At 65.6% G+C, this 14,262-nt stretch carries 14 protein-coding genes; 4 read left to right on the plus strand and 10 right to left on the minus strand.

Annotated features, from left to right (window positions below; translation table 11 throughout):
* Window positions 1-9: 9 nt before the first annotated feature.
* From modA to AB3147_RS18530, 6 genes are all read right to left on the minus strand, one after another.
* The gene (gene modA, locus AB3147_RS18505; RefSeq protein WP_367352657.1) at window positions 10-765 is read right to left on the minus strand and encodes a molybdate ABC transporter substrate-binding protein; all 756 of its coding nucleotides are present in this window, start codon (window positions 763-765) and stop codon (window positions 10-12) included.
* Between the two features lie 119 nt (window positions 766-884).
* Window positions 885-1,235 (minus strand): adenosylmethionine decarboxylase, encoded by a 351-nt coding sequence (gene speD, locus AB3147_RS18510; RefSeq protein ID WP_175123636.1) that lies wholly within the window; start codon window positions 1,233-1,235, stop codon window positions 885-887.
* Window positions 1,232-1,396 carry a hypothetical protein gene (locus tag AB3147_RS18515; protein ID WP_367352658.1) on the minus strand — a complete coding sequence of 55 codons (165 nt, stop codon included), beginning with the start codon at window positions 1,394-1,396 and terminating at the stop codon, window positions 1,232-1,234. The genes speD and AB3147_RS18515 overlap by 4 nt, the downstream gene beginning before the upstream one ends.
* The gene (locus AB3147_RS18520; RefSeq protein WP_367352659.1) at window positions 1,397-2,872 is read right to left on the minus strand and encodes a DUF4178 domain-containing protein; all 1,476 of its coding nucleotides are present in this window, start codon (window positions 2,870-2,872) and stop codon (window positions 1,397-1,399) included.
* A 6-nt stretch (window positions 2,873-2,878) separates the two neighbouring features.
* A complete protein-coding gene (locus tag AB3147_RS18525; RefSeq protein ID WP_367352660.1) occupies window positions 2,879-3,949 on the minus strand; it encodes an SPFH domain-containing protein in 1,071 nt (356 codons plus the stop codon).
* Window positions 3,950-3,988: 39 nt separating this feature from the next.
* Window positions 3,989-4,375, minus strand: coding sequence for a DUF350 domain-containing protein (locus tag AB3147_RS18530; RefSeq protein ID WP_175123704.1), 387 nt, complete (start codon window positions 4,373-4,375; stop codon window positions 3,989-3,991).
* Between the two features lie 90 nt (window positions 4,376-4,465).
* Between AB3147_RS18530 and AB3147_RS18535 the strand changes: the two genes are divergently transcribed.
* From AB3147_RS18535 to AB3147_RS18545, 3 genes are read left to right on the plus strand one after another with little or no spacing between them, the layout of a single operon-like run.
* Window positions 4,466-5,977 (plus strand): polyamine aminopropyltransferase, encoded by a 1,512-nt coding sequence (locus tag AB3147_RS18535; RefSeq protein WP_175123640.1) that lies wholly within the window; start codon window positions 4,466-4,468, stop codon window positions 5,975-5,977.
* On the plus strand, window positions 5,977-7,620 hold the full coding sequence (locus tag AB3147_RS18540) for an NAD(P)-binding protein (protein WP_367352661.1): 1,644 nt from the start codon (window positions 5,977-5,979) through the stop codon (window positions 7,618-7,620). The genes AB3147_RS18535 and AB3147_RS18540 overlap by 1 nt, the downstream gene beginning before the upstream one ends.
* 8 nt (window positions 7,621-7,628) lie before the next feature.
* Window positions 7,629-8,876 (plus strand): NAD(P)/FAD-dependent oxidoreductase, encoded by a 1,248-nt coding sequence (locus AB3147_RS18545; RefSeq protein ID WP_367352662.1) that lies wholly within the window; start codon window positions 7,629-7,631, stop codon window positions 8,874-8,876.
* Window positions 8,877-8,937: 61 nt separating this feature from the next.
* Here AB3147_RS18545 and AB3147_RS18550 read toward each other — a convergent pair whose 3' ends face one another.
* The 3 genes from AB3147_RS18550 to AB3147_RS18560 form a co-directional block, all read right to left on the minus strand.
* A complete protein-coding gene (locus AB3147_RS18550; RefSeq protein WP_175138088.1) occupies window positions 8,938-9,732 on the minus strand; it encodes an ABC transporter ATP-binding protein in 795 nt (264 codons plus the stop codon).
* 1 nt (window position 9,733) lies between these two features.
* Complete coding sequence (locus AB3147_RS18555; RefSeq protein WP_056563113.1) at window positions 9,734-10,624, minus strand: ABC transporter permease; 891 nt, start codon at window positions 10,622-10,624, stop codon at window positions 9,734-9,736.
* A 319-nt stretch (window positions 10,625-10,943) separates the two neighbouring features.
* On the minus strand, window positions 10,944-11,915 hold the full coding sequence (locus AB3147_RS18560) for an ABC transporter substrate-binding protein (RefSeq protein WP_056563116.1): 972 nt from the start codon (window positions 11,913-11,915) through the stop codon (window positions 10,944-10,946).
* A gap of 280 nt (window positions 11,916-12,195) precedes the next feature.
* On the opposite strand from AB3147_RS18560, the gene AB3147_RS18565 reads away from it, so the two are divergent.
* Window positions 12,196-13,152, plus strand: coding sequence for an aldo/keto reductase (locus tag AB3147_RS18565; protein ID WP_175138087.1), 957 nt, complete (start codon window positions 12,196-12,198; stop codon window positions 13,150-13,152).
* Between the two features lie 32 nt (window positions 13,153-13,184).
* On the opposite strand, the gene AB3147_RS18570 is transcribed toward AB3147_RS18565, so the two are convergent.
* Entirely contained in the window at window positions 13,185-14,156 is a 972-nt protein-coding gene (locus AB3147_RS18570; RefSeq protein WP_175123645.1) for a Bug family tripartite tricarboxylate transporter substrate binding protein, read from the minus strand.
* Between the last annotated feature and the right edge of the window lie 106 nt (window positions 14,157-14,262).

Consider the following 14,262-nt stretch of genomic DNA (forward strand, 5'->3'; position numbering starts at 1 on the left):
AACAAAGACTCAGGGCTTCTGAAAGCCGAAACGCGACAGTATCGCCTGCCCGGCGGGCGACATGACATAGGCCACGAAGCTCTCGGCCTCCTTGGCCGCGGCCTCGCGCGTGGTCAACGCAATGGGATAGGTCACGGGCGTGGTCGACGGCACGCGCACGGCGACATTGACCTTGCCCGGCATGATGGCCGCGTCGGTCGCGAACACGAAGCCCGCATCGACCTCGCCGCGCGCCACGTAGTCCAGGCTTTGGCGCACGTTCTGCGCCAGCACGCTCTTGGCCTGCACGGCGTCCCACAGACCCTCGGCCTGCAGCGCGGCCTGCGTATAGCGGCCGACCGGCACCGAGGCCGGATTGCCGTAAGCAATGCGCTTGACCTCGTCGCGCTCCAGGTCCTTGAGCGATTTGATGCCCGCCTTGCTGTCGGTCGGAACGATCAGCACGATCTGGTTGGCCGCGAAGTCCACGCGGGTGGCGGGCTTGACGGCCTTTTCCTCGACCGCCTTGTCCATCGCCTTCTGGTCGGCGGACGCGAATACATCCGCGGGCGCGCCCTTCACGATCTGCTGCAAGAGCACGTCGGAGGCGCCGAAGTTCAGGACCACCTTTGTGCCGGCATGTTCCTTTTCAAAGCCCTGCGCCACTTCCTTGAAGGCATTGGTCAGGCTGGCGGCGGCCGACACCACGATTTCTCCGGCGCTGGCATTGGCGCTCCAGGCGGCGAACGCCACGGTCAGCGCCACGAGCGGGCGTTTGTGCAACATGTATTTCTCCTGTGGATGGCGGCGGGTCAGGATCGAAATATATCCAGGTATATAACGGTCGTCAATTTCGCTTGCCACAGGGGTTTATGAAATATCAAGGGAGACGCCGGGCGGCGGAATCAGCCGCGGTCGACAGTGGTGACGTGCACGGACTCGGGCGCCAGCGCGACGCGCAGAAAGTCCAACGCGGTTTCGGGCCGGGCCGCGCCGCACATGAAGATGTCCAGGGCCGCGAAGCAGTGCTCCGGCCAGGAATGGATGCTGATATGGGATTCGCTGAGCAGGATCACGCCGGTTACCCCCGCCCCTTCCCCGAAATGATGGAAATGGGTGCTCAGCACCTGCGCCCCGGCCGCGCGCGCCGCCGCGGTCATGTGCCGTTCCAGCGCCTGCGCGTCGGTCAGGAGGTCTGGCGCCACGCCGCGGAAGTCCGCCAGCACGTGCCGGCCGGGTGTCCCGTACACGGTCACTTGTGGGATCCGCCCGAGGACCAGCCCGAGCCGCCCGAGGAGCTGCTGCCCCAACTGCTGCTACTGCTGCCGCCGGAGATGCGCGTGCCCGGCGCACTGGCGCTGGTGGTGGCCAGCACGACCACCATCGCGTACATGGCATACAACAACTTGCCCTTCATCTATTCGTCCTCGCCTGTCAGCATGTCGGCCAGCATGGCCGGTAGCCAGAGAAACACCATCCCGATCAGAACCGGAATGAAGCGGCCGGCAAAAATATTGTTGAAGTTCAGGAACACCATCGCGATCAGCGCGCCCTTGGCCCATTTGCGATAGCCGCCCCCGCCCTTGGCCGACGCCACCCGCATCGCCTTCTGGCGATTGAGCTCCGGGCGGTCGAACCACTGGGCCAGTTGCGCCGGCGACACCGGCGCCGACGCCGACCAGCCCAGTTCCTTGTCGGCCAGTTCGCGGGTCAGCTTCAACGTGCCTACCTGGTAATCCGTGATCTGCGTGCTGTCGCCCACCTTGACGCGCCAGTTGAACGCGCCTAGCGCCATTTCAACGCGCGAGGTGTAGTCGTACAGCTTCTGGTACACCCGGTTGCGCCAGCGCACGCTGGTGGCGTTGTTGTGGCTGGGCCAGGTGTCGCAGACGTGCACGCGTTCCCAACCCTCGTCGGACTCCACCAGCCAGACGAACCCCTTGGCCGGGTTGAACAGCAGGTATTCCATCCAGCTTGAAGGTTCTTCGGGATCGGGATCGGCGCACTTCATCATGCCGATCAGCGTGAAGTCGGCGCCTTCCATCTTGGCGACCGAGCCCAGCGGCAACGTGGCGCGGATCTTCTGCACCTTGCGCGCCTTTTCGATGACCTCGGCGGTGGGGCCCGAGCAGTCGACGGCGGCGGCGCACGACGGGCAGACGACATTCGTGGCCATGGCGGCCACGAAGGAGATCGGCGCGCCGCAGTTCGGGCAGTCCAGCGCCTTGATCTGGCCGCGGAAGCGTCCCGCGGTTTCCTCGACCTGTTCTTTGGTGCGCAACGAGCCCGCCTGCATGGCGGACAGGTCGAACGCCTTGCCGATATAAAGTTCGGGCTGCGGACCGTCGGAGAAATCCAGCGTCAGGAACGCGTCCAGGCTGCGGTAGTCGGCCACCTTGGCCTGCCAGCCGTCGCCCGGCACGAAGGGCAGCTCGCCCTGCGCGCCGCCTGCCTGGCTGGTGCGCACGTCCGCCGCCACGAAGCGCTGGCCGTCGAGCTTCAGTTCGTCGCCGGGCGAGATGCTGTCGAACGCCGGCATCTCCTGCACGGACTTGACCTTGCGCCGCCGCGTGACGGCATACTGGCCCGAGGCGTCCGACAGCCAGCCGTCGGACGCGTCATCGAACCACACGTACCACTCGTTCCAGAAACCCTCGTCAAAGCGCATCTGGATGCGGCCGATGACGTCAAAGCGCTTGCCGTCATAGGTGCCCGTCGCGCCCAGGCACAGCGGCGAATAGTCCTCAAGGACGTCGGCCGCCTCGCCGATGCGCCTGACCGACTCGGCATCCTTGAGCAAGGTGCTGCGGCAGGCGCCGCAGACCGCCATGACGGAGGCCGCGGACGTGAACTTGACTGGGGCGCCGCACTGCGGACACAGAACCTGCTGCATGGGGCCTTAGCTGGTGAGTTTCTTCAGCACCTCGGCCTTGGCCGAGTCGTAGTCCGCCGCCGTGATGAGGCCCTTGTCCAGCAGGTCTTTCAATTGCTGCAGGCGCTGCACCGGATCGGCCTGCGCGGGCTGAGCGGCGGGTTGTTGCGTCGGCTGCTGCGGCTGCTGCGGCTGCTGTTGGGCCGGCTGCTGTGGGGCCGGCTGCTGCGGCTGGCCCTGAGATACGCCCAGTCCCTGCGCCATCGTCTGGCCCAGCGCCGCGCCGGCCGCCAGGCCCGCGCCGATGCCCGCAATGCCGCCTTCGTTCTGCGCGGCCAGCGGAATCGACGTCGCCGTCTGATACTGCGTGAACTTGCCCAGGTCGCCGGCCATGCCCATCGAGATCCGGGTGTCGAGCGCCTTTTGCAGCTCTTCAGGCAACGACACGTTCTCGACCGTGAAGTTGTCCAGCTTGACGCCGTAGCGGTCGAACACGGGCGCGAGCTGTTCGGCGATGCTCTGCGACATCAGGCCCTGGTTGCCGGCGATGTCCAGGAACGGCACCTTGGAACTGCCCAGGGCGGTCGTCATGGCGGCCACGACCATATTGCGCAGTTGCGCTTCAAGGTCGTCCACCGTGTACACGTCGCGCGTGCCGCTGATTTCGCGGTAGAACTTGCCGGGATCGGATATCTGGTACGAATACACGCCAAACGCACGCAGACGCACCATGCCGAATTCGCTGTCGCGCAACGTCACCGGCTGCGCCGTGCCCCAGCGCCGGCCCAACTGCAGGCGGGTGCTGAAGAAGATGACGTCCGACTTGAAGGGCGACTCGAACAGCTTGTCCCAGTTCTTCAGGTAGGTCAGGATCGGCAGCGTCTGCGTCGTCAGCTTGTACATGCCGGGGCCGAACACGTCGGCCACCTTGCCTTCGTTGACGAACACCGCCATCTGCGATTCCCGCACGGTCAGGCTGGCGCCGTACTGGATTTCGAAATCCTGCATCGGATGGCGCCAGGCGAGCACGCCGTCGCGATCCTCGTTCCATTGCAGGATGTCGATGAACTGCTTGCGAATGAATGAACCGAGACTCATGGAAAGTCCTCCTGTGTCAGATCGGAGAGTGCGCGCCGCTCAGGTCAGGCAGGCGGCGTTGACGATGCCGGCCGACAGCGAAATCGCGCCGATCAGGCCGCCCATGGCGATGTTGTTTTCGGCGATGGCGTCGGTCATGCCGCGTATGGCCTTGGACACCACCGCGTAGACGACGATCTGCACGATCATCGCCGCCACGCCCCAGACCACGAACATGACGAAGCTGGCGTGGACCGCGATGCTGGAACACAGGGTCAGGCTGAAGCCGACCAGCGCGCCGCCATAGGACAGGGCGGCGGCAATGTTGCCCTCGCGGATGAGGTCGAATTCCTTGTAGTGCGTGATGGCCGTGTAGACCGCCGTAAAAACGCCCAGCATGACAAGCGCCGAGACGATATAGATCAGATAGGTCACCGCCGGATGCATTGCTTCTCCCATTGCCAGCCTCCCAATTGCGCGCAGTATATACGTCGCGTTCGATATACTGCGAACGCATTTTTTGGCTCGGACACTCCCATGCGCGACCGCGTTCTCATTCTCTCGGTATTGATCGTTGCGTCCTGCGGGTTGGGCTACGAGCTCATCAGCAGCGCGCTCGCCAGCTATTTGCTTGGGGATTCGATCCTTCAGTTCTCTTCCGTGATCGGGTGCTATCTCTTCGCGATGGGCATCGGTTCATGGTTGTCAAAATATGTAAGAGACGAAGACGTTCTGAATCGCTTCATCGACGTCGAGCTGCTGGTGGCGTTGTTGGGCGGCGTGTCGGCCGCAGTCCTGTTCCTGGTGTTCGCGTGGCTGTCCGCGCCCTTTCGCGCGGCGCTGTATGTCGGCGTCTTCATCATCGGACTGATGGTCGGCATGGAGATCCCGCTGGTGATGCGGGTCTTCAACCAGCGCAAGGCCGAATTCCGCGAAATCGTCAGCCGCGTGCTGACCTTCGACTACCTGGGCGCGCTGGCCGTGTCGCTGGTGTTCCCATTGCTGCTGGCGCCCAAGCTGGGGCTGCTGCGCACCAGCTTCCTGTTCGGCATCCTGAACGCCAGCGTCGCGCTGTGGACCACTTGGCTGTTCCGCGCCGAAGTCACCCGCCCCGGCGAAAAAGCCGTGCGCGCCGGCGTGGTGCTGGGGATTCTGGGCCTGGGATTCGTCTATTCCGGCAGCATGACCGCCTGGGCCGAAAAAGGCCTGTATGGCGACGACATCATCCACGCCGAGACCACGCAGTATCAGCGCCTGGCCGTGACGCGCTGGCACGACGACCTGCGCCTGTACATCAACGGCAACCTGCAGTTCTCGTCGCGCGACGAGCACCGGTATCACGAATCGCTGGTGCATCCCGGCCTGCAGGTGCTGCCGTGGGCGCGCAACGTGCTGGTGCTGGGCGGCGGCGACGGCCTGGCCGTGCGCGAGATCCTGAAATACAAGAACGTCGAGCACGTCACGCTGGTGGATCTGGATCCGGCCATGACGAATCTGTTTTCGCGATCGGACCCGCTGGTTGCGCTGAACGCGGGCGCGCTCAAGGACCCGCGCGTCACCGTCATCAATGACGACGCGGGGCGGTGGCTGGAGACACACGCCGAGGTCTACGACTTCATCGTGGTGGACTTTCCCGATCCGTCCAACTTCGGTTTGGGACGGCTGTATTCCGTGCCGGTCTATCACCTGATGGCGCGGCACCTGGCGGAAAACGGCTACATGGTCGTGCAGTCCACCTCGCCCTACTTCGCGCCGCGTTCGTTCTGGAGCGTGGACGCAACCCTGAAGGAAGCGGGCCTGAACACCTGGCCGTATCACACCTACGTGCCGTCGTTCGGCGACTGGGGTTTCATCCTGGCCAGCAAGCGGCGCGACTACGCGCCACCCGAAAAAATCACCGTGCCCACGCGCTATCTGGACGCCGTCACCGTGCGCGAGCTCTTTCATTTTCCCGCCGACATGCCGGCGCTGGCCATGCCGCCGAACCGCCTGAACGAACAATCGCTCGTGCGCTACTTCGACGAGGACTGGCGCAAGGTCATCCGCTGATGCGGCGCCGCAGCTTCCTGTTGGGCGCTGCCACGGCCGCCGCGGCGGGCTCGGTCGGCTATTGGCGCGCGCGCGTCGTCGAGACGACGCCCGACGTGCACTTTCCCGGCATGCAAGCCGGCCACGCGCTGCGCGACAAGGCCGCCCTGCCGCAGCCGTCGGCCACGCGGCAGCATGAAGTCGCAATCCTGGGCGCCGGCGTGGCGGGTCTTTCCTGCGCGTGGAAACTGGCCCGCGAAGGGTTCACCGATTTTGTCGTGGTGCAGGGCCCCGAGTTCGCGGGCAACGCCGCGGCGGGCGTGCGCGATGGCCTGGACTATCCGCTGGGCGCGCACTACCTGCCCTTGCCCTCGCTGGCGTCTACCCACGTGCGTGAAATGCTGGCCGACTTCGGCATCATCGAGCGCGGCGCGGGCGACGCGCGTCCCTACTACGACGAAGCCGTCCTGGTGCATTCCCCGCAGGAAAGACTGCTGCGCAACGGGCGCTGGGAAGAACACCTGCTGCCGATGACGGACGTGCCGGATGCCGACGCCGCCCAGCACCAGCGCTTTCTGGCGCTGGTCGATCAGCTGCGCACACAGGTCGGCAGCGACGGCCGCAAGGTGTTCTGCATTCCGCTCGACCTGTCGTCGCGCGATCCGGCGTGGCGCGCGCTGGACGCGCTGACGTTCAAGGACTGGCTGGCGCGTGAAGGCTATACCTCGCCCGCGCTGCATTGGTATCTGAACTACTGCTGCCGGGACGACTACGGCGCGGGAATCGAGGTCGTCTCCGCGTGGGCGGGGCTGCATTACTTTGCCAGCCGCGACGGCCATGCCGCCAATGCCGGCGAAGGCGCTGTGCTGACCTGGCCGGGCGGGCTGGCGACGCTGGCCGAACGGATGCGCGCGGCCATCACGCAAAAGCTCGGCCACGCAGACTGGCTGCTGCCGGGCACGGCGGTGCGTATCGAAGAACTGGCCGCCGGCCCGCGCGTCCTGTGCGTCGAAGATTCTGCGCACGGCGCGCCTCGCGCCTATGCCGTGCAGACGCGCCGCACCGTCTGCGCCATGCCGCTGTTTGTGGCGCAGCGCCTGCTGCCGGACATCCGCGCGTACGGCTACGACCCGGCCACGCATGCCGCGCCGCACGCGGCCTGGATGGTGTCGAACTTCGTCATGGAGGGCTATCCCCTGGAATCGCCCGGCGAGCCCCTGTCGTGGGACAACGTCGTCTACGAAGGCCAGGCGCTGGGCTACGTCGTATCCACCCATCAATTGCTGCGCGTGGCGCGCGCGCCCCGCAGCGTCTTCACCGCCTATCACGCGCTGAGCGGCCAGACGCCGCAGGCCGCGCGCGATTGGCTGACGCGCGCCAGCCCGCAAGACCTGCGCGACGTGGCCGCGGTGGATCTGGTGGCGGCGTATGGCAAGGAGTTCTGGCGCAATGCGCGCCAGTTGGAGATCACGGTGCGTGGCCACGCCATGGCTACGCCGGTGTGCGGCTACCTGTCCAATCCGGGCCTGGCTGCCCTGCGTGCGGTGGACGGTCCGGTGCTGTTCGCGCACGCCGACCTGTCGGGGTATTCGGTTTTTGAAGAAGCCTCATGGTGGGGCGTGACGGCAGCAGCGCGTATTCTGGGCGGCCATCGACAAGGATGAGACAAGACATGGGTAATCACGTCATCGTGCTGGGCGCCGGCATCATCGGCGTCTGCTGCGCGCTGGAACTGCAGCGGCGTGGCATGTCGGTCACGCTTGTGGATCGGCAGGCGCCCGGGATGGAAACGTCGATGGGCAACGCCGGGGGGCTGGCCCGCAGTTCACTGATGCCGTTCAATCACCCTGGCCTCTGGGGACAACTGCCGCGTCTCTTGAAGAACGACACCGTCCAGTTCCGATACCGCTGGCCCTACCTGGCGTCGAACCTGGGCTGGGCAGCGCGATTCCTCATGAGCGCGCGGCCTTCCGTCTTCCAGGAGACTGCCCGCGCGTTGGACGGCCTGATCCGGCTGTCCGCGCCCCAACACCTGAAGCTGCTGGATGAAAGCGGCGCGCGCCACCGGCTGCGCGACACCGGCTGGATCTTCCTGTACCGCACGGCGGCGGCCTGGAACGCGGGCGCATTGGCGCGCCGCACCTTCGCGCAGTACGACGTGCCGACCCGCGAACTGAACCCTGCGGAACTTGCCGAGGTCGAACCCGCCCTGTCGCCGATCTTTCACCGCGCATTGTGGATTCAGGGTTCGTATTCGGTGGATGATCCGCACGAGGTCGTCGCCGCGTACGCCCGCCTGTTCCAGCGCGAGGGCGGCACGTTCAAGCGGATGGACGCCGCCGCCATCCGCCGCGACGGCAATGGTTGGGCGGTGCAAGGGACAAGCGCATCGGAATCGGTGTCGGCCGACCGGCTGGTCGTCGCGCTGGGGCCGTGGTCCAAGGCGTTGCTCAAGACCACCGGTATCGACCTGCCCATGGCGTTCGAACGCGGGTATCACATGCACTACAGCGGCCGCGAGGGCGCGCGCGTCACGCGGCCGGTTTACGACACCGGCGGCGGCTACGTGCTGTCGCCCATGGCGCGCGGGCTGCGCCTGTCGACGGGCGTCGAGCTGAACGCTTGCGAGGTGCCCGCGCGTCCCGAGCAGCTGGATCTCGCGGAACAGCGCGCCCGCGAGGCCTTCCCGCTGGGCGACCGGCTGGACGCCGCCGCCTGGCTGGGCCGCCGCCCCACCCTGCCCGACAGCCGCCCGATGATCGGCGAAGCGCCGCGCCATCCCGGCCTGTGGCTGGCGCTGGGGCACCAGCACATCGGCTTCAGCACCGCGCCGGGCACGGCAAAGGTGCTGGCGGAACTGATGCTGGACGGCGCCGCCGCATCTCGACACGCGGCCTTCCGGCCCGGCCGGTTCATCTAGGCAAACGCGGTCCTTGAAGGACCGCGTTGTTGACCGCGCTATTTACCGCGCCTTTTCGTCTTCAGCCCAGCAAAAGCGCATCGTCCGACAGCTTCTCGCCCCGCACCCGCTCGAACATGGCCAGCAGGTCCGGCACGTCCATGCCGCGGCGCTCGTCGCCGGACACGTCCAGCACGACCTGGCCCTGGTGCAGCATGACGGTGCGGTCGCCTACATCCAGCGCCTGGCGCATGCTGTGCGTGACCATCATGGTGGTGAGCTTGTTTTCCGCCACGATGCGCGCCGTCAGTTGCAGCACGAAGTCCGCAGTGCGCGGGTCGAGCGCGGCGGTGTGCTCATCCAGCAGCAGGATGCGCGAGGGTTGCAGCGCCGCCATCAGCAGGCTGACCGCCTGGCGCTGGCCGCCGGACAACAGGCCGATGCGGTCGGTCAGGCGGTTTTCCAGGCCCAGACCCAGCGTGGCAAGGCGCTCGCGAAAGCCCGCTTTCATCGAGGCCTTTACGGCGCGGCTGTAGCCGCGCGAGGCGCCGCGCATCTGCGCCAGCGCCATGTTTTCCTCGATGGTCAGGTCTTCGCAGGTGCCCGCCATCGGGTCCTGGAACACGCGGGCCACGCTGCCGGCGCGCGCCCACACGGGCTTGCGCGTCACGTCCACACCATTGATGTCGATGCGTCCCGAATCGATGGGCAGGTCGCCCGACACGGCATTCAGGAACGTGGACTTGCCCGCGCCGTTGGAACCGATCACGGTAACGAATTGGCCCGACGGGATTTCCAGCGTGAGGCCGCGCAGGGCGCGGGTCTCGATGGGCGTACCCGCGTTGAAGGTGATTTTCAGGTCTTTTGCGGACAACATATCAGCGCCCCTTCTTGCCGACCAGGCGGCGCTTGAGCATGGGGATGACCAGGGCGATCGTGACGAGCACCGCGGTGACGAGGTTCAGGTCCTGCGCCTTCAGGCCGATGAAATCGCTGTTGAGCGCCAGGGCGATGAAGAAGCGGTAGACGATGGCGCCGATGATGACGGCCAGCGTGGCCAGCACCAGCTTGCGCGACGGCAGGATGCTTTCGCCGACGATCACCGCGGCCAGGCCGATCACGATGGTGCCGATGCCCATCGAGATGTCCGAACCGCCCTGCGTCTGCGCGAACAGCGCGCCGGCCAGTGCAACCAGCGCGTTCGACAGCGCCATGCCGCCCAGGATCATGCGGCCGGTGTTCACGCCTTGCGCGCGGGCCATGCGGCCGTTGGAACCGGTGGCGCGCACGGCCAGGCCGGTTTGCGTCGCGAAGAACCAGTCCAGCGCCAGCTTGCAGAGAATGACGATGACGATCAGCAGCAGCGGGCGGGCGACATAGTCGGAAATCCACGCAGGCTGCAGGATCGTGAAGACGGTGGGTTCGGTGATCAGCGGCACGTTGGGCTTGCCCATGATGCGCAGGTTGATCGAATACAACGCGATCATCATCAGGATGCTGGCGAGCAGATCCATGATCTTGAGCTTGACGTTCAGCCAGCCGGTGACCAGCCCGGCGGCCGCGCCGGCGATGGTGGCGATGATGGTCGCGGAAAACGGATCGGTGCCCGAGGCGATCAGCGTCGCACAGACTGCGCCGCCAAGCGGAAAGCTGCCGTCCACGGTCAGGTCCGGAAAGCGCAGCAGGCGAAAGGAGATGAACACGCCCAAGGCCACCAGACTGAAGATCAAGCCGATCTCCAGCGCGCCTAACAACGAGAACAATGACATGGGTCAGATCCAATCAAGATAAGAAACGAGCATATTAAAGAAGTGAAACGTACGATTTCTTGCGTTCGCGGGTCAGTTTTACCCGAGCTTTCGCAATGAACGTTTCCCGGCATGGATTTTCTCTCGTTTCCCGCCCGCGTGCCTACACGCCGGCGCTGCCAGCGAAAGCACGAGACCTGTCAAGGAAGCAACAACGCCGGGCCGCGAGCATCTTGTGAACGCTGCCGCCCTGTGGAACATCGGGTAAGCACACCACGAAAAACGCAAGAAAAACCCCGCGCACGCCGGATAAGCATGGCGGGGCCGATTTCGCGCCGTATTATTTCACGACCACCGCGGCGGACTTGATCAGCGCCTCGGGCAGGGTCACGCCCTGCTTGGCGGCCGCGCCCGGATTCACGTACAGCTCGAGCTTGGAGCTGGTTTCAGACGGAATCGCGCCGGGCTTCTCGCCCTTCAGGATGCGCACGACGACCTTGCCGGTCTGCACGCCCAGGTCGCGGTAGTTGATGCCCAGGGCGGCAATGCCGCCGCGCTTGACGCTGTCGGTATCCGACGCGATCAGCGGGATCTTGGCGTCGTTGCCCACCTTGACCAGCGATTCGTACGCCGACACGACGTTGTTGTCGGTGTTGGTGTAGATGACGTCGACCTTGCCGATCAGGCTGCGGGCGGCGGACGCCACGTCCACCGAGCGCGGGGCGGCGGCTTCGACCAGGCTCATGCCCGACTTGGGCAGGATTTCCTGGAGTTTCTTGACGACGACGACCGAGTTGGCCTCGCCCGGGTTGTAGACGATGCCGACGCGCTTGGCGTTGGGCAGGATCTTCTTGATGAGTTCAACCTGCTTGTCCAGCGCCAGCAGGTCCGACACGCCGGTCACGTTGGTGCCCGAGGCGTCCATGCTGGACACGAGTTGCGCGGCAACCGGATCGGTCACGGCGGAATACACCACCGGCACGTCCTTGGTGGCGGCCACGACGGCCTGCGCCGACGGCGTGGCGATCGCGACGATGGCATCCGGGCGGTCGCCGACGAACTTGCGGGCGATCTGCGCGGCCGTGCCGTTGTTGCCTTGCGCGCTTTGATACTGCCACTTCAGGTTCTTGCCCGGCTCGTAGCCGGCTTGCTTGAGGGCGTCTTGCACCCCGTCACGCACGGCGTCCAGCGCCGGATGCTCGACGATGGCGGTCACCGCGACGGACTTTTGCTGCGCGGCGACCGGTGCGGCGATAGCCATCGCCAGCGCCATCGCGCCAACCGTCAGAAAATGTTTTTTTCCGATCAGCATATGTTTGCTCCTTGAACCCTGGGTGTTGCTTGTTGAATTTGCCGGTTTCTTCATGGCGGGCGCGGGTTTTTGATCCGTTTGTCCTGCCACAAAGCCGTATAGTCTAACGTGCCGTCCACCAAATGGACTTGGGGGGAATCCCTGTAATGGTGCATCCATACAGGCGCGCCCCGACCCGGGGCATCGGCCCCCGGTGCGACGGCGTGAATATACTGACAACCGCCGGGCAAACGCCGTTCATCCCGTTCCGCGTGCCCGCCGACGGCATCCCGAGGCCACCATGATTAAACGCGCATTGGGCCGATCCGGCCTGCAGGTTCCCCCGCTCACTTTCGGCGGCAACGTCTTCGGCTGGACCGTCGACGAGGCCGGCACCTTTTCTTTGCTGGATGCGCTGGTGGACGCCGGCCTGAATTTCATCGACACGGCCGACATGTACTCGCGCTGGGTTCCCGGCAACCAGGGTGGCGAATCCGAAACCCTGATCGGCAAGTGGCTCAAGCGATCGGGCAAGCGCGACCAGGTGCTGATCGCCACCAAGGTCGGCATGGAGATGGGTCCGGGCCAGAAAGGCCTGTCGCCCGCCTACATCCGGCGCTCCTTGGACGCATCGCTGGCGCGCCTGCAGACGGACTACGTGGACCTGTACCAATCGCACCAGGACGACCCGGACACGCCGCTGACCGACACGCTGGCCGAATACGCCAAGCACATCGAAGCCGGCAAGGTGCGCGCGATCGGCGCGTCCAACTACACGGCGGTGCGGCTGTCGGAAGCCCTGATCGCCAGCGAGCGGCACAGCCTGCCGCGCTACGAAAGCATCCAGCCCGAGTACAACCTGTACACCCGCGAACCCTTCGAATCCGGTCTGCAAAGCCTGGTGAAGACCCAGCAGATGGGCACGATCAATTACTTCGCGCTGGCAAGCGGGTTTCTCAGCGGCAAGTATCGCGGTCCCGAAGATGCAGGCAAGAGCGCGCGCGGCAAGAAGATCGTGGATACGTATCTGAATGATCGTGGCTACCGCATCCTGAAGGCGCTGGACGAGGTGGCCGAGGACGCCGGCTGCACGCCCGCACAGGCCGCGCTGGCCTGGCAGATCGCGCAGCCGGGCATTACGTCGCCCATCGTCAGCGCCACCTCTCTCGCCCAGCTGGACGAACTGGTCAAGGCCGCCAGCCTGACGCTGACGCGCGACCAGCTGGCCCGGCTGAGCCAGGCCAGCGATTGGCGCTGAAGTTGCTTAGTTCAGCCGCTTAGTCCAACCGCTTAGTCCAACGTTACGCCGGAGTCCTTGACGACCTTGGCCCAGCGCTGGACTTCGCTGTCGACGAACTTGCCGAACTCGGCGCCGGTCAGCGTGGGCACGCCCGTGCCGTTGCCCGCCCAGGTCTCCTTCAGCTTGGGCGTGTTGAGCGCCTTCGTGATCTCGGCGGCCATTCTTTCCGTGGCTTCCTTCGGCGTGCCCGCGGGCGCCCAGATCGCATACCAGGTCGACACCACGTAGTTCGGCACGCCGGCTTCGGCAGCCGTGGGCACGTCGGGCAGGGATTGCGAACGCTCCGTGGCGGCCACCGCCAGCGGCTTGATCGCGCCGGCGCGGATGTGCCCGGCCGACGAGCCCAGCCCATCAAACGCCAGATCCACCTGACCGCCAATCAGCGCCGACAGCATGGGACCCGCGCCCTGATACGGCACGTCCACCAGCTTGACCCCCGTCTGCATCGCGAACAGCTCGCCGGCCAGGTGGTGCGTGCTGCCCTTGCCTGCCGTGCCGAAGTTGATTTCGCCGGGGCGTTTCTTTGCGTAATCGATGAACTCCTGCAAGGTCTTTACCGGCAGCTTGCTTGCGTTGATGACGACGACCTGCGGCGGCTGCGCCACCAGGGCGACCGGCACGAAATCCTTCTGAATGTTGTAGCTCAGGCTCTTGTACAGGGAAGGCGCCAGCGCATGGTGCGCGCCGCCCATGAAGAACGTGTAGCCGTCGGGCTTGGCCTTGGCCGCCACGCCGGCGCCCACGGTGCCGCCCGCGCCGCCCTTGTTGTCGATGACCACCGTCTGGCCAAGCTGCGTGGTGAGCTGCGCGGCCAGCGGACGGGCGAACGTGTCCGTGCCGCCGCCGGCGGGAAACGGAACGATCAGCGTGATGGGGCGTTCGGGCCATTGCGCGGCGGCAACGCCGCCGAAACCCAGGGCTGCCACGGCGAACACGGCCGCGGCGGTGGTGCGATAAGTCATTTTGTCTCCTCTTGCTGCATCGGGGTACGGCGCCTGTTTTCTGGCGTCTCGTCGCTGAGATATTTTTTTCTTCTGAATGCGGCGGGCAGGTCTTATCGGGGCATTG

This window comes from Achromobacter animicus (assembly GCF_040775605.1).
Lineage (GTDB): Bacteria > Pseudomonadota > Gammaproteobacteria > Burkholderiales > Burkholderiaceae_B > Achromobacter > Achromobacter animicus.

What these genes read in the sequence shown, in the direction of transcription:
- modA (WP_367352657.1), bottom strand. Translation starts at nt 765, where the DNA reads ATGTTGCACAAACGCCCGCTCGTGGCGCTGACCGTGGCGTTCGCCGCC.
- AB3147_RS18515 (WP_367352658.1), bottom strand. Translation starts at nt 1,396, where the DNA reads ATGAAGGGCAAGTTGTTGTATGCCATGTACGCGATGGTGGTCGTGCTG.
- AB3147_RS18520 (WP_367352659.1), bottom strand. Translation starts at nt 2,872, where the DNA reads ATGCAGCAGGTTCTGTGTCCGCAGTGCGGCGCCCCAGTCAAGTTCACG.
- AB3147_RS18525 (WP_367352660.1), bottom strand. Translation starts at nt 3,949, where the DNA reads ATGAGTCTCGGTTCATTCATTCGCAAGCAGTTCATCGACATCCTGCAA.
- AB3147_RS18530 (WP_175123704.1), bottom strand. Translation starts at nt 4,375, where the DNA reads ATGCATCCGGCGGTGACCTATCTGATCTATATCGTCTCGGCGCTTGTC.
- AB3147_RS18535 (WP_175123640.1), top strand. Translation starts at nt 4,466, where the DNA reads ATGCGCGACCGCGTTCTCATTCTCTCGGTATTGATCGTTGCGTCCTGC.
- AB3147_RS18540 (WP_367352661.1), top strand. Translation starts at nt 5,977, where the DNA reads ATGCGGCGCCGCAGCTTCCTGTTGGGCGCTGCCACGGCCGCCGCGGCG.
- AB3147_RS18545 (WP_367352662.1), top strand. Translation starts at nt 7,629, where the DNA reads ATGGGTAATCACGTCATCGTGCTGGGCGCCGGCATCATCGGCGTCTGC.
- AB3147_RS18550 (WP_175138088.1), bottom strand. Translation starts at nt 9,732, where the DNA reads ATGTTGTCCGCAAAAGACCTGAAAATCACCTTCAACGCGGGTACGCCC.
- AB3147_RS18555 (WP_056563113.1), bottom strand. Translation starts at nt 10,624, where the DNA reads ATGTCATTGTTCTCGTTGTTAGGCGCGCTGGAGATCGGCTTGATCTTC.
- AB3147_RS18560 (WP_056563116.1), bottom strand. Translation starts at nt 11,915, where the DNA reads ATGCTGATCGGAAAAAAACATTTTCTGACGGTTGGCGCGATGGCGCTG.
- AB3147_RS18565 (WP_175138087.1), top strand. Translation starts at nt 12,196, where the DNA reads ATGATTAAACGCGCATTGGGCCGATCCGGCCTGCAGGTTCCCCCGCTC.
- AB3147_RS18570 (WP_175123645.1), bottom strand. Translation starts at nt 14,156, where the DNA reads ATGACTTATCGCACCACCGCCGCGGCCGTGTTCGCCGTGGCAGCCCTG.